We start from the raw sequence: 13,298 nt of genomic DNA on the forward strand, positions 1-13,298 counted from the left end.
ACAGAGGCCACGCTTTGCCCAGCTTCTCTCGCAGCCTAGAACAAGCTCTCCACCGCGCCCTGGCGCTCGCCGGCGAGCGCCGGCACGAATATGCGACGCTGGAGCATCTCCTGCTCGCCCTCGTGGACGATCAGGACGCGGCCGCGGTCATGCGGGCCTGCAACGTCGAGGTCGACACCCTCAAGCGCAGCCTCGTCGAGTACGTCGACACCGAGTTGTCGAACCTCATCGGGGACGGCCGCCAGGATGCCAAGCCGACGGCCGGCTTCCAGCGCGTGATCCAGCGTGCCGTGATCCACGTGCAGTCCTCCGGGCGCGAGGAGGTCACCGGCGCGAACGTGCTGGTGGCGATCTTCGCCGAGCGCGAGAGCCATGCCGCGTACTTCCTGCAGGAGCAGGACATGACGCGCTACGACGCGGTCAACTACATCAGCCACGGCATCGCCAAGCGCCCGGGCGCCTCCGAGGCCAAGCCCGTGCGCGGCGCGGACGAGGAATCCGCCTCCGAGCGTCCGAGCGGCGACGAGGGCGAGGGCCGCGCGAAAAAGAAGGGCGATGCCCTCGAGGCCTACTGCGTCAACCTGAACAAGAAGGCCCGCGACGGGCGGATCGACCCGCTGATCGGCCGCGAGGCCGAGGTGCAGCGCACGATCCAGATCCTGTGCCGGCGCCAGAAGAACAACCCGCTCCTCGTGGGCGAGCCCGGCGTCGGCAAGACCGCTATCGCCGAGGGCCTGGCCCGCAAGATCATCAACAAGGAGGTGCCCGAGGTCCTCATCGAGGCCACGGTCTTCTCCCTCGACATGGGCACCCTGCTGGCGGGCACCCGCTACCGGGGCGATTTCGAGGAGCGCCTGAAGCAGGTGATGAAGGAGATCGAGGCGCACCCGAACGCGGTGCTCTTCATCGACGAGATCCACACGGTGATCGGCGCCGGGGCGACCTCCGGCGGGGCGATGGACGCCTCGAACCTCCTGAAGCCCGCCCTGGCCAACGGCTCCCTGCGCTGCATCGGCTCGACCACCTACAAGGAGTACCGCCAGTACTTCGAGAAGGACCGCGCCCTGGTGCGCCGCTTCCAGAAGATCGACGTCAACGAGCCGTCGATCCCCGACGCGATCGAGATCGTGAAGGGTCTGAAGCCGTATTTCGAGGAGTTCCACAAGCTCAAGTACACCACCGAGGCCGTGAAGGCCGCGGTCGAGCTGTCGGCGCGCTACATCAACGACCGCAAGCTTCCGGACAAGGCGATCGACGTCATCGACGAGACGGGCGCCTCGCAGATGCTGGTGCCGGAGGCGCGCCGCAAGCGCACCATCGGCGTCAAGGAGATAGAGGCGACCATCGCCACGATGGCCCGCATCCCGCCGAAGACCGTCTCGAAGGACGACGCGGTGGTTCTCAAGAACCTCACCGAGAACCTGAAGCGCGTGGTCTACGGCCAGCCCAACGCCATCGACGCGCTGACCTCGGCGATCAAGCTGGCCCGCGCAGGTCTGCGCGATCCTGACAAGCCGATCGGCTCCTACCTGTTCGCGGGACCGACTGGCGTCGGCAAGACCGAAGCCGCCAAGCAGCTCGCCGCGTCCCTCGGCGTCGAGATGCTGCGCTTCGACATGTCGGAGTACATGGAGCGGCACACGGTCAGCCGCCTCATCGGCGCGCCTCCCGGCTATGTCGGGTTCGACCAGGGCGGCCTGCTCACCGACGGCATCGATCAGCATCCGCATTGTGTGCTGCTGCTCGACGAGATCGAGAAGGCGCATCCGGACCTGTTCAACATCCTGTTGCAGGTCATGGACCACGGCAAGCTCACCGACCACAACGGCAAGCAGGTCGATTTCCGCAACGTGATCATCATCATGACTACGAATGCGGGCGCCTCCGACCTCGCGCGCTCGGCCTACGGTTTCACCCAGGCCAAGCGCACGGGCGACGATGTCGAGGCGATCAACAAGCTGTTCGCGCCGGAATTCCGCAATCGTCTCGACGCGATCATCTCCTTCGGGCACCTGCCGAAGGATGTGGTGGCGAAGGTGGTCGACAAGTTCGTCCTCCAGCTCGAGGCCCAGCTCGCCGACCGCAACGTCACCATCGAGCTCTCCGACGAGGCGCGGGAGTGGCTGACCGAGAACGGCTACGACGACGCGATGGGCGCCCGTCCGATGGCCCGACTCATCCAGTCGACCATCAAGACCCCGCTGGCCGACGAGGTGCTGTTCGGGCGCCTGAAGGACGGCGGCGCAGTGCAGGTCGTCCTGCGCAAGGGCGAGGGCGCGGAGAAGGACGGGCTCGCCTTCGAGTTTCCGGCCGGTCCGGTCACGCCGAAGCCCGAGAAGGACGTGGCCAACGCAACCAAGAAGCACAAGCGCACCAAGGCCAAGGCCTCGGCGCGCAAGACGAACGACAAGCGCGACGACAAGGGCGGCCCCAGCGGCGGCTCCGGCGTCCGCACCGTTCCGAAGGTGCCGCTGGTCAAGGCCTGAAAGGTCGGGGCCTGAGATCCGCCAGGTCTGTTGGCTAGGCCAGACAGGCCCAGTCGAAGCGGCCCCTCCCCGACGGGAGGGGCCGTTCTTTCACGTCCTCAGGGTGGCGGAAAACCGCATCCGGCGGTCGACATGCGGGCGCCGGATGGTTAGCAAGCGCGGGAATGGAGAGCGGGCACTGCGAGAGACTGGCCGGATACGCTTCCCCATCGCTGAGATCGGTTGAGGAGGGGCGTCCCCGATGAACGACTTGCATGAGGGTCCCCTCACGCCCATCGCGACCAAGCAGGCCCCCTCACCGAAACTCACGACTCGGGAGCAGCGCCGGCTGCGGCGCCGGCGCCGGCGCCGCGGCGAGGAGATCCTGGGCTGGATCCTGGTTCCGCTGATCGTCTTCGGGATCTACTGGGGCGTGACCGCGAGCCTCGATTTCCTCGGGACTTCACCGGGCCAGCTCTGGGACCAGCTGATGCAGGTCAAGGCGATGATGGAGAAGCGAAGCTGATACGGACGCCGGTCGATCGAACCGGCGCCGGTATCCTCCTGACCTGCGCGGCGCTCGTGCGAAGCACCGACGCCGGCTTCCCGAGGGAATCGCCGGCATCGAGCTCGGGCGATCAGCTCCGCCGCAGGGCGTGGATCGAGAACAGCCGGCCGGGATCGGTCCAGACCGCCTCGGCGCGCCAGCCTGCCTCGGCCGCCAGGGCCCGGAAGCGCTCGACCGTATACTTGTAGCTGTTCTCGGTGTGGATCGTCTCACCCTCGGCGAAGGCGATGTCGCGGTCCGCGATGCGGATGGCCTGCGCCTTCAGACTGACGAGGTGCATCTCGATGCGGGAGGCCTCGGGGTTGAAGAAGGCGCGGTGGGCGAAGGCGTCGAGATCGACCTCGGCACCGAGTTCGCTGCGCATCCGCACGAGCAGGTTTCGGTTGAAGGCCGCGGTCACGCCTGCCGCATCGTCGTAGGCGGCATCCAGCACCGCCTTCTCCTTCACGAGGTCGACGCCGATGATCAGGGTGGCGCCGGCCCCGAGCACCCGCCCGAAATGCGCGAGCAGCCGGGTCGCCTGCGGTGGCTCGAAATTGCCGATGGTGGAGCCGGGGAAGAACCCGGCCACGGGGCCGTCCGACAGGCCGGCCGGCAGGGTGAAGGCGCGGGTGAAATCGGCCGCCACGGGGGTGATCGTCAGATTCGGGAAGTCCCGGGCCAGGGCCTCGGCCTCACTCCGGAGAAAGCTCTCCGAGACATCGACCGGAACGTAGGCGGCGAGATCCGGCCGGTGCACCATCAGGCGCCGGACCTTCACGGTCGAGCCGCTGCCGAGCTCGACGAGGTTCGCCCGGGCCGGGAGGGTCGCGGCGATGGCCGTCCCCTGGGCGTCGAGGATGCCGAGCTCCGTGCGGGTCGGATAATATTCCGGCTGCCGGGTGATGGCCTCGAACAGATCCGAGCCCGCCGCGTCGTAGAAGTACTTCGCCGACAGGAATTTCTGGGGTGCCGAGAGGCCAGCCAGGACATCGTCAAGGAACTGACGCTCGGCATCGATGGCCGCGATCGGGGTCGCGTCCGTGAAGACGGGGTTGATGGTCAAGGAACGTCTCCGGTTACGCGACGATTCAGGGACGGGTCTTGGATCAGGACCGGGCGTCCGACAGGCGCAGGCCCGTGAACTGCCAGCGCTGATGGGGATAGAAGAAGTTGCGGTAGCCGACCCGCGCATGGCCCTGCGGGGTCGCCACCGAGGAGCCGCGCAGGACGAACTGGTTCGACATGAACTTGCCGTTGTACTCGCCGAGCGCGCCGTCCACCGGGCGGTAGCCCGGGTAGGCGGTGTAAGCGCTGCGGGTCCATTGCCAGACCAGCCCGAAGGCGTCGGGCAGCAGGTCCTCACGGGCCGCCACCTCCCACTCGAACTCGGTGGGCAGGTCACGCCCGGCCCAGCGGGCATAGGCATCGGCCTCGTAGTAGCTGATATGGGTGACGGGCAGGTCGGGATCGACCGGCCGAATGCCGGCGAGCGTCATGCTCGCCCACCCGCCCTCGGCCTCGCGCCAGTAGCCCGGCGCCTCCCACCCTTCGGCCTGGGCGGCGATCCAGCCATCCGAGAGCCAGAGCTCCGGCCGCGCGTAGCTGCCATCGGCCATGAAGTCGCGCCACTGCCCGTTGGTGACCAGGGCCCGGTCGATGGTGCCGCCCTGGATCAGCGCATCGTGGCGCGGCGACTCGTTGTCGAAGGAGAAGCCCTCACCGGCATGACCGATGGGCACGATGCCCCGGCGCAGCTCCGCCCGCCCCCCTGCGCTCTGGAGCCGGGGAAAGCGCCAATCCGCGTCGTAGGCCGGTCCGAGGGGATTCTGGGCGAAGGCGTGCAGGATGTCGGTGACCAGCAATTCCTGGTGCTGCTGCTCGTGATAGAGCCCGATCTCGAGGACCGGAAGCACCGCCTCGAGGGCGCTGGCGGACGCCTGACTCAGGAGGGCGTCGACCGAGCGGTCGACATGCGCGCGGTAGGCGGCGACCTCGTCCGCCGTCGGGCGGGTGATCAGCCCGCGCATGATCCGCGGCTGACGGGGGCCGGCAGCGACGTAGTACGAGTTGAACAGGTAGTGCAGCCGCTCGTCGTAGATGGCGTAGCCCGGCAGGTGCTCGCGCAACAGGAACTGCTCGAAGAACCATGTCGTGTGCGCGCGATGCCACTTCGTCGGGCTGGCATCCGCCATCGACTGGACCTGCTGGTCCTCGGGCGAAAGCGGTGCCGCCCGTCGCTCGGTCTCGTCGCGGACATGGTGGAAGGCTGCGATCCAGGCCGCGCGATCCACCGGCGTCGCCGAGAGGGGCGGGGGCGGGAAGGCCGATTGAACGGCCTCGGCCGCAGAGGTCTCGCGAAACGCTGCCGTCGCTGCCATGGCGGCCACTCCCATATCCGAACCCGCAAACCTGAACGTGAGAGGGGAGATATGGCCGCGACGGCATTCGGCAACGGAGGCCGAGCGGGGTCCTTCGTCGCGGCCACGCTCGCACCGCCGGATCGATCGCCTTTTTCCGGCCACGGTGACCTCCCCTTAACCCTCCGGAGCCGACACTTCGCCGTTCACGCGGGACAGTCGGGCCGGACTCGGATGCGGATCGATCTCATGGCAGGAGCGACCACGGCGGCCGTGGCACGGAGCGTGGCGCCGGCGCCCACCATCCTGGTGTTCGACTCCGGGCTGGGCGGGCTGACGGTGCTGGAGCAGGTCCGGCGCGCCCGACCGGATGCCGCCTACGTCTACGCCGCCGACGATGCCGCCTTCCCGTATGGCCGCCTGTCCGAGCCGGTGCTGGTCGGGCGGGTACTTGGGGTCATGGAGCGCCTGATCGGCCTGCACGCGCCGGACCTCGTGGTGGTGGCCTGCAACACCGCCTCGACCCTGGTGCTGCCCGCCCTGCGCCAGCGCTTCGCCACCCCCTTCGTCGGCGTCGTACCGCCGATCAAGCCGGCCGCGGAGGCGACCCGCTCGCGGGTGGTCAGCCTCCTGGCGACCCCCGGCACCGTGGCGCGCGCCTACACCCACGAACTCGTCGAGACCTACGCGAATGCCTGCGCCGTCACCCTGGTGGGCGCGCCGAATCTCGCCGGTTTCGCGGAAGCGGAGCTGGCCGGCCAGCCCGTGGACGACGCGGCCCTGGCCCGCGAGATCGCACCCTGCTTCGTCACCCTGGAGGACGGCCGGCGCACCGACGTGGTCTGCCTCGCTTGCACCCACTACCCCCTGCTCCTCGCCCGGTTCCAGGCCCTCGCCCCCTGGCCCGTGACCTGGATCGACCCGGCCCCGGCCATCGCCCGGCGGGTGACGCAGCTGATCGGGCCGAGCCCCCGCGCCCTGGGCCGGGACGATGCGCCGGTGCTCGGGGCCTTCACGAGCGGCGCCGGCCTCACGGCGCCCCTGCGCCGCTCCCTCGAATCGCGCGGGATCGGACGCGTGGCGGTGGAGGCGATGCCGCTCGGCCTGCAATAGGCGATCGGCAGCCGGCTCGGCATTGACGACGGCGGCCTCGTGCTCTAACGAGACGCCGGTAACGGGGCTCCGACGAGGGGCCCCGATGCTTTTCAAGCGCACCCGTGGGCGGCCATGTCCGTCCTGTCGCTCCGCTCCAGGCTCCCGGGCCCGGCGGAGAGAGGAGGGCGCGTTCCTCGATAGATCTCCATTGCGAGAGGAACCGCGATGTCAAAACGCATTCAGGCGAAGCACAAGCTCGATCGCCGCATGGGCCAGAACATCTGGGGCCGCCCGAAGAGCCCCGTCAATCGCCGCGAGTACGGCCCCGGCCAGCACGGCCAGCGCCGCAAGGGCAAGATGTCCGACTTCGGCACGCAGCTGCGCGCCAAGCAGAAGCTCAAGGGCTACTACGCCAACATCACCGAGAAGCAGTTCCGCCGCTACTACGCCGAGGCGATCCGCCTGCGCGGCGATTCCGGCGAGAACCTGATCGGCCTGCTCGAGCGCCGCCTCGACGCCGTCGTGTACCGCGCGAAGTTCGTTCCGACCCCGTTCGCGGCGCGTCAGTTCGTCAACCACGGTCACGTCAAGGTCAACGGCCAGCGCGTCAACATCGCCAGCTACCTCGTGAAGCCGGGCGACTTGATCGAGGTCAAGGATTCCTCGAAGCAGCTCGAGATCGTCGTCGTGGCCGCGCAGCTCGCCGAGCGCGATGTGCCGGACTACATCGAGGTGGATCACTCCAAGATGACGGCCCGGGTCACCCGCGTGCCGAACCTCGGCGAGGTTCCCTACCCGGTCCAGATGGAACCGAACCTCGTGATCGAGTTCTACTCGCGCTGATCCCACCGGATCATCGTCGAAGATGCGAAAGGGCCGCCCGCGAGGGCGGCCCTTTCTCGTTGGGGCGACGGCTTCAGCGCAACGGCCGCCCCGTCTCAGCGGGGGAGGGCGCTACCCGGGGACGCGCGATTGCGCGACTGCAGGGCACGGGACGCATCCCGGGCGCTCGGCGGAAGTCCGGTGTCGGCGGCAGATCCCGGCGCGTCACCCGGCGCACCCGGCACGAAGCCGCGTCCGTCCCGCCCACCCGTCTCGAAGCCGTAGCCCGCATTCACGCCGGCATAGAAGCCGGTGAAGTCCTCGGCCGCGGCCGGCGCAGGCGCCGCCAGGCCGGCCAGGCCGATCAGCGCGAGGAGGGTGGTCCGCATCCCGATCTCCTGAGGCAAGGTCGTGTCTCGAAAGGTCATGTCTCAAAACGCGAAACGGCGGCCCGGAAGGGGCCGCCGCTTCAGTCATGCCGTGAAAGGTGGCCGCAGCGCGGCCAGCCCGGGTCGATCAATCGTCGACGTTGATGCTCTGGGCCTCGCGGCCCTTCTGACCCTCGACGACGCCGAGGACGACCTGCTGGCCTTCGGCCAGGGAGTCGAGGCCGGCGCGGGAGAGGGCCGAACGGTGCACGAACACGTCCTTGCCGCCGTCGTTGACGGAGACGAAGCCGAAGCCCTTGGCCGGGTCGTACCACTTCACCGTGCCGGTCATCTCGGTGGACGGGCCGCTGGCGAAGCGTCCGCCGCCACGGTCGCCACCGCGGTCGCCGTAACCACCGCCGCCACCGCCGCCGTAACCGCCGGCACCGCCACCGCCGAAGCGGTCGCCGCCACCGAAGCCGCCGCTGCGGGGCGGACGCGCGTCGCGCATGGGCGCGGCCTCGGCCGTGGAGGTATCCACGCTGGTGACGTCGGTCACCTGCGGACCCTTCTGGCCCTGGGCGGTGTGAACCGTCAGGCGCGTGCCGGGGAGGAGGTCGGCATGGCCGGCAGCTTCGACGGCGCGGATGTGGAGGAAGGCATCGCCCGAACCGTCAGCCAGCTCGACGAACCCGAAGCCTTTCTCCTTGTTGAACCACTTGACCGTCGCATCGCGCTCCGGTCCAGAGGGTGCCGCAGCGGCGCGCGACGGACCACGGTCGAAACCGCCGCCACCGCCGAAACCACCACCGTAGCCACCGCCGCTCGGAGGAGCCTGATCCGGCCAACGCGGCTCGGCTCCACCCTCATCGAAGCCGCGCTTCTGCGGCCCCCGAAAATCACGACCACGTCCCATAGAAAGCTCGCAAAAACCGTCCGCCGACCATCAGTTTCGATAACCGCGTGCGCGCCATCCCAGACAGCCCACGCTCCGCTCTATCATTACTCCCAGCAGCGGTGACCAAGAATAACGCCTTAGTCCTGACTGAAAGCCGCCTTGATCGCAAGATGCTTCTGCCCCGGTTGGCGAGAGTTCCGTAACTTTCCTGCGGCAAAATGCGTAGCTTTTTAGCGCATCCCGGCGGCGGGGGCGGCCCGCGCCCGCCGCCGAGGCCTGTCTCGCGCCCGACGATCGAATCGATTTGCGGGTCGATGTTAGCAAAGCGCAAAGTCCCGGGCGGTAGGGTGCCCTCGGGGCATGTCCGCCCCGAGCCGCCGGGCCCGACGCCGCATCCATGATCGCCACCCCGAGTTTTCCGGACCTCTCGGCACTGGTGGTCGACGAGAGTCTCTACATCCGCCGCATCGTGCGCGACATGCTCATGCGGGTCGGGATCAAGCGCGTGCTCGAGGCGCCGGACGGGGCCGAAGCCCTGGGCGTCCTGGCCGAGAGCAAGCCGGACCTCACCATCATCGACTGGGACCTGGCGATCCTCTCGGGCGAGGAGTTCATCCGCCTGGCGCGCACGCCCACCACCTCGCCGTCGCCCACCGTGCCGATCATCCTGATGCTGGCCCAGCCCCGCCGCAACGTGGTCGATCGGGCGATCTCCCTGGGGGTCAACGAGATCATCGCCAAGCCGTTCTCGCCCAAGACCCTGTGGTCGCGCCTCGACGAGGTGATCAACCGGCCGCGCCCGTTCTCGCAGGTCAAGAGCCTCCTCCGGCCCGTGCCGCGCATGGCCGCGGCCGGCAAGCTCGGGTGAAGCCCGCTCGGAGCAGGCCCGGCCGGCTCCGTTCGAGCCGCCGAAATCATCCCGGATCCGATCGTGTTCGCGATCGAGGCTTTGCAGTTTGCCGGGGAGACCTGTAGCGTCTCAAGCGACTGTTGGTCCGGCTGTCCGCCTGGGACCATGATCGAGGATTTCGGCTCAGCCGATGAGGGACGAGAGCGCCGCGACCATGCCGGCCCGCCCGAGCGGCGGGACAACGCCGCTGGCGGCACCGGTGGCACGCGCCGATGCGCCGGGTCCGGCCGGCCGTCCGAGCCGGCGCAGCGCCTATGCCGCCCTCGACCTCGGCACGAACAATTGCCGCCTCCTCGTGGCCGAACCGGCCTCGCACGGCTTCCGGGTGATCGATGCCTTCTCGCGGATCGTCCGTCTCGGGGAGGGGCTCGGCAACTCGGACCGGCTCAGCGAGGCCGCGATCGAGCGGACCATCGAAGCCCTCCGGGTCTGCAAGGCCAAGATGCAGGCCCGCGGCGTGGTGCGGGCCAAGATCATCGCCACCGAGGCCTGCCGCCTCGCGGTGAACGGGGCCGAGTTCGTCGAGCGCGTGCGCAACGAGGTCGGTCTCGACCTCGAGATCGTCGACCGGCAGACGGAGGCCTACCTCGCGGTGACGGGCTGCGCCGCCCTGGCGGACCCCTATTCCGAGTCGGTGGTCATCTTCGACATCGGCGGCGGCTCCACCGAGATCGCCTGGCTCGACGGTGCGGCGACGAACCCCTCGGCTGATCCGACCCTGCGCATCCGCGCCTGGGACTCCCTGCCCGTGGGCGTCGTGACCCTGGCCGAGCGCCACGGCGGTTCCGACGTCACCCGCCTGACCTTCGAGGGCATGGTGGAGGAGGTGGCCGACCTCCTGGCGCGCTTCGCCATCCGGGCCGCGCCCGCCGCGAATGCCCGGCACTTCCACCTGCTCGGCACCTCCGGTACGGTGACGACGCTGGCGGCGATGCACCTGCGTCTCGCCCGCTACGAGCGCCGGCGGGTCGACGGTCTCTGGATGAGCGACGCCGACGTGGGCGAGGCCATCGACGACCTCCTCGACACCCGGCTCGAACAGCGCGCGGACAATCCCTGCATCGGGCGCGACCGGGCCGACCTGGTTCTGGCGGGCTGCGCCATCCTGGAGGCGATCCGCCGGGCGTTTCCCTCCGACCGCCTGCGCATCGCCGACCGCGGCCTGCGCGAGGGTCTCTTGATGAACATGATGCGTGAGGACGGCGTCTGGCGCCGTGGGAGCTACCGGTGAGTGACAGGCGTGGTGCCGGCGCGGGTCTGCGCGGCGAACTCAAGCAGCGGGTGAAGACGGGGCGGGGCCGCACCGCCTCCCAGAAGCGCTGGCTGGAGCGCCAGCTCAACGATCCCTACGTGGCCCGGGCCAAGCGCGAGGGCTACCGCTCGCGCGCGGCCTTCAAGCTCATCGAGATCGACGAGCGCTTCAAGCTCCTGAAGCCCGGCCAGCGCATCGTCGATCTCGGCGCGGCCCCCGGCGGCTGGTCGCAGGTGGCGGCCAAGATCGTGGGGACCAGCGGCAAGATCGTCGGCATCGACCTCCTCGAGATCGAGCCGATGGTCGGGGTCGACTTCATCACCCTCGACTTCCTCGCCCCCGAGGCGCCAACGCTGCTCACCGACCTCCTCGGGGGTCCGGCCGACCTCGTGCTCTCGGACATGGCCGCCAACACCACCGGCCACAAGCAGACCGACCACCTGCGGATCATCGGCCTGGCCGAGACGGCGGCCGAATTCGCCCGCGAGATCCTGGCACCCGGCGGATCCTATCTCGCCAAGGTGTTCCAGGGCGGCACGGAAGGGACGCTGCTCGCCGACCTGAAACGCGACTTCGCCAGCGTGCGCCACGTCAAGCCGAATGCCAGCCGGGCCGATTCGAGCGAACTCTACGTGCTGGCGACGGGCTATCGAGGGCCGACCGGGGCCGCCGTCGAACCGCGGGATCCCTGAGCCGAGCTCCTCCCGGGCAGGGGAAGTTCCCAGGTTAGGGGAAGCGTGACCATAATGCACTGCGTGCAACGCAGCGTGAAGGCTGACGCAGACCTCTCTATTTCCGACGACTTTCTGTTCAAGATCCGTTGCGACGTTTTTAGAGTAAAATTTAGATTTATGCACTATAGGTTACGGATCTCGCCTGCCAAAGTAGAAATATAGTCCCGGACAGCAATCTTGCGCGCTGCAACATGAATGGTGCAGGACAGCATCTCCGCGAGATCGCTGCGAGCCATTTGAATGTCCGAGACGTTTCACCCTCAGTCCGGTGCCGAGACGGAAAAACTGTTCCACCGCCGCAAGTTCCTGGAGTTCCTGTCGGCCAGCCCGGTGGTGGCGCCCGGGATGGTGAGCGCGCTCGCCGGCCTGTCGGCCCTCGGCACCGACGCCGCCATGGCCCAGAGCTACGACGTCTTGCGGCAGTCCCCCGGCAATGTCGGTGAGATCATCGATTCGCCGAGCCAGGCCCTCAACGTCTTCGATTTCGAGCCCGCCGCGAAGAAGGCCCTGCCCCCGGCCCATTACGGCTACCTCGCCAGCGGCGTCGACGGCGACGAGACCCTGAAGGCGAATCGCGCGGGCTTCGAGAAGATCCGCATCCGTGCCCGCCGCCTCATCGACGTGCGCAAGATCGACACCACGGTGAAGATCTTCGGCGAGACCTGGGCAAGCCCGATCGTGCTCGCCCCGGTGAGCAGCCAGGCCGCCTTCCACCCCGAGGCCGAGTCGGCCGTGGCGCGCGGCGCCAAGGTCAAGGGTCACCAGATGATCCTGTCGACCGTGGGCAGCACGTCGATCGAGGACGTGATCAAGGAGCGCGGCGCGCCGGTCTGGTACATGCTCTATCCGACCGACGACTGGGCCGTGACCGAAGCCCTGGTGAGGCGGGCCGAGAAGGCCGGCGCCCCCGCCATCGTCCTCACCGTGGACCGCCAGGGCGGCCGCAACACCGAGACGCTGTTCCGGGAACGCCGCCTCGACACCCGCACCTGCTCGGATTGCCATACGCCCGGCTTCAAGAACGAGGTCAGCCGTAAGCCGATGTTCGACGACATCGACGTCTCGAAGGTGACGAACCTCTACGGCACCGGCATGACCTGGGACTACGTGAAGCGCCTGCGCGGCATCGTGAAGGGCAAGCTCGTCCTCAAGGGTATCGTCACCCACGAGGACGCCAGGAAGGCCCTCGATTACGGCGTCGACGCCCTGATCGTGTCGAACCATGGCGGCCGTGCCGAGGAGAGCCTCGAGGCGACGATCGATGCGCTGCCGGAGGTCGTCCAGGCGGTCAACGGCCGGGTGCCCGTGCTCATCGACGGCGGCTTCCGCCGCGGCACCGACGTGATCAAGGCCCTGGCCCTCGGCGCCAACGCGGTCTGCATCGGGCGTCCCTACGTCTGGGGTCTGGCCGCCTTCGGCGAGCCCGGCGTCACGGCGGTGCTGGCGATCATGCAGCGCGAGTTCGAGACGATCATGCGCCAGGTCGGCGCGACGAAGCTCGCCGAGATCACGCCTGCCAGCGTCAGCCGCGCCTGAGATCATCGACACGGCGGCGAAACCCGTGCGCCGCCCCCTCCGGATCGCTTCTCGGGCAGAACCGCCCGGGGAGCGATCCGCGTTCCAGGGCTCGGTTGGCGAACCGGCGGGACAGGTCGGGTAAGACTACGGCATCCATCGCGGTGCCCCGTCCGGCTCGCAGCATTGCGCCGAACGCTCAGGACGCCTTCGATCTTCAATCCCGGCCGACGCGGCGCTCCGTGAATCGAAGGATCGATGCGCAGCGCTCTCGCGCGGTTTCTTTGCGGAGCAGCAATTTTCCGATCTGCAGGGCCGGATCATTACGTTTT

Annotated in this window: 12 protein-coding genes; 8 read left to right on the plus strand and 4 right to left on the minus strand. The window is 68.7% G+C overall.

Annotated features, from left to right (window positions below; translation table 11 throughout):
- The first annotated feature begins 14 nt into the window (after positions 1 to 14).
- Both clpA and ASF18_RS19870 read left to right on the plus strand, forming a co-directional pair.
- Complete coding sequence (gene clpA, locus ASF18_RS19865) at positions 15 to 2,486, plus strand: ATP-dependent Clp protease ATP-binding subunit ClpA (RefSeq protein ID WP_056354335.1); 2,472 nt, start codon at positions 15 to 17, stop codon at positions 2,484 to 2,486.
- 241 nt (positions 2,487 to 2,727) lie between these two features.
- Positions 2,728 to 2,991, plus strand: coding sequence for a hypothetical protein (locus ASF18_RS19870; protein WP_056272301.1), 264 nt, complete (start codon positions 2,728 to 2,730; stop codon positions 2,989 to 2,991).
- A 112-nt stretch (positions 2,992 to 3,103) separates the two neighbouring features.
- Here the strand turns inward: ASF18_RS19870 and egtD are convergent, their stop codons facing one another.
- Together egtD and egtB are read right to left on the minus strand one after the other, a co-directional pair.
- Complete coding sequence (gene egtD, locus ASF18_RS19875) at positions 3,104 to 4,072, minus strand: L-histidine N(alpha)-methyltransferase (RefSeq protein ID WP_244472778.1); 969 nt, start codon at positions 4,070 to 4,072, stop codon at positions 3,104 to 3,106.
- Between the two features lie 49 nt (positions 4,073 to 4,121).
- Entirely contained in the window at positions 4,122 to 5,393 is a 1,272-nt protein-coding gene (egtB, locus tag ASF18_RS19880; RefSeq protein WP_056354614.1) for an ergothioneine biosynthesis protein EgtB, read from the minus strand.
- Between the two features lie 213 nt (positions 5,394 to 5,606).
- Between egtB and murI the strand changes: the two genes are divergently transcribed.
- Positions 5,607 to 6,485: a glutamate racemase gene (gene murI, locus ASF18_RS19885; protein ID WP_056354341.1), complete on the plus strand. Its 879-nt coding sequence runs from the start codon at positions 5,607 to 5,609 to the stop codon at positions 6,483 to 6,485.
- A 207-nt stretch (positions 6,486 to 6,692) separates the two neighbouring features.
- On the plus strand, positions 6,693 to 7,310 hold the full coding sequence (gene rpsD, locus ASF18_RS19890) for a 30S ribosomal protein S4 (protein WP_055953400.1): 618 nt from the start codon (positions 6,693 to 6,695) through the stop codon (positions 7,308 to 7,310).
- A 95-nt stretch (positions 7,311 to 7,405) separates the two neighbouring features.
- On the opposite strand, the gene ASF18_RS19895 is transcribed toward rpsD, so the two are convergent.
- On the minus strand, positions 7,406 to 7,678 hold the full coding sequence (locus tag ASF18_RS19895; protein WP_056212803.1) for a hypothetical protein: 273 nt from the start codon (positions 7,676 to 7,678) through the stop codon (positions 7,406 to 7,408).
- 127 nt (positions 7,679 to 7,805) lie between these two features.
- The gene (locus tag ASF18_RS25110) at positions 7,806 to 8,573 is read right to left on the minus strand and encodes a cold shock domain-containing protein (RefSeq protein ID WP_056272289.1); all 768 of its coding nucleotides are present in this window, start codon (positions 8,571 to 8,573) and stop codon (positions 7,806 to 7,808) included.
- Between the two features lie 379 nt (positions 8,574 to 8,952).
- Between ASF18_RS25110 and ASF18_RS19905 the strand changes: the two genes are divergently transcribed.
- From ASF18_RS19905 to ASF18_RS19920, 4 genes are all read left to right on the plus strand, one after another.
- Entirely contained in the window at positions 8,953 to 9,423 is a 471-nt protein-coding gene (locus tag ASF18_RS19905; protein WP_056189093.1) for a response regulator, read from the plus strand.
- 172 nt (positions 9,424 to 9,595) lie between these two features.
- Complete coding sequence (locus ASF18_RS19910) at positions 9,596 to 10,696, plus strand: Ppx/GppA phosphatase family protein (RefSeq protein WP_056212799.1); 1,101 nt, start codon at positions 9,596 to 9,598, stop codon at positions 10,694 to 10,696.
- Positions 10,693 to 11,409, plus strand: coding sequence for an RlmE family RNA methyltransferase (locus ASF18_RS19915; RefSeq protein WP_056212797.1), 717 nt, complete (start codon positions 10,693 to 10,695; stop codon positions 11,407 to 11,409). The genes ASF18_RS19910 and ASF18_RS19915 overlap by 4 nt, the downstream gene beginning before the upstream one ends.
- A 282-nt stretch (positions 11,410 to 11,691) precedes the next feature.
- Positions 11,692 to 12,987: an alpha-hydroxy acid oxidase gene (locus tag ASF18_RS19920; RefSeq protein ID WP_056272280.1), complete on the plus strand. Its 1,296-nt coding sequence runs from the start codon at positions 11,692 to 11,694 to the stop codon at positions 12,985 to 12,987.
- Positions 12,988 to 13,298: the final 311 nt, after the last annotated feature.

The sequence above is a fragment of the Methylobacterium sp. Leaf89 genome, from assembly GCF_001422215.1.
In the GTDB taxonomy this organism is placed as follows: Bacteria; Pseudomonadota; Alphaproteobacteria; order Rhizobiales; family Beijerinckiaceae; genus Methylobacterium.

Excerpts from the sequence above, each read along its gene's own strand:
- ASF18_RS19870 (WP_056272301.1), top strand. The coding sequence starts at position 2,728 with ATGAACGACTTGCATGAGGGTCCCCTCACGCCCATCGCGACCAAGCAG.
- egtB (WP_056354614.1), bottom strand. The coding sequence starts at position 5,393 with ATGGCAGCGACGGCAGCGTTTCGCGAGACCTCTGCGGCCGAGGCCGTT.
- murI (WP_056354341.1), top strand. The coding sequence starts at position 5,607 with ATGCGGATCGATCTCATGGCAGGAGCGACCACGGCGGCCGTGGCACGG.
- rpsD (WP_055953400.1), top strand. The coding sequence starts at position 6,693 with ATGTCAAAACGCATTCAGGCGAAGCACAAGCTCGATCGCCGCATGGGC.
- ASF18_RS19895 (WP_056212803.1), bottom strand. The coding sequence starts at position 7,678 with ATGCGGACCACCCTCCTCGCGCTGATCGGCCTGGCCGGCCTGGCGGCG.
- ASF18_RS25110 (WP_056272289.1), bottom strand. The coding sequence starts at position 8,573 with ATGGGACGTGGTCGTGATTTTCGGGGGCCGCAGAAGCGCGGCTTCGAT.
- ASF18_RS19905 (WP_056189093.1), top strand. The coding sequence starts at position 8,953 with ATGATCGCCACCCCGAGTTTTCCGGACCTCTCGGCACTGGTGGTCGAC.
- ASF18_RS19910 (WP_056212799.1), top strand. The coding sequence starts at position 9,596 with ATGAGGGACGAGAGCGCCGCGACCATGCCGGCCCGCCCGAGCGGCGGG.
- ASF18_RS19920 (WP_056272280.1), top strand. The coding sequence starts at position 11,692 with ATGTCCGAGACGTTTCACCCTCAGTCCGGTGCCGAGACGGAAAAACTG.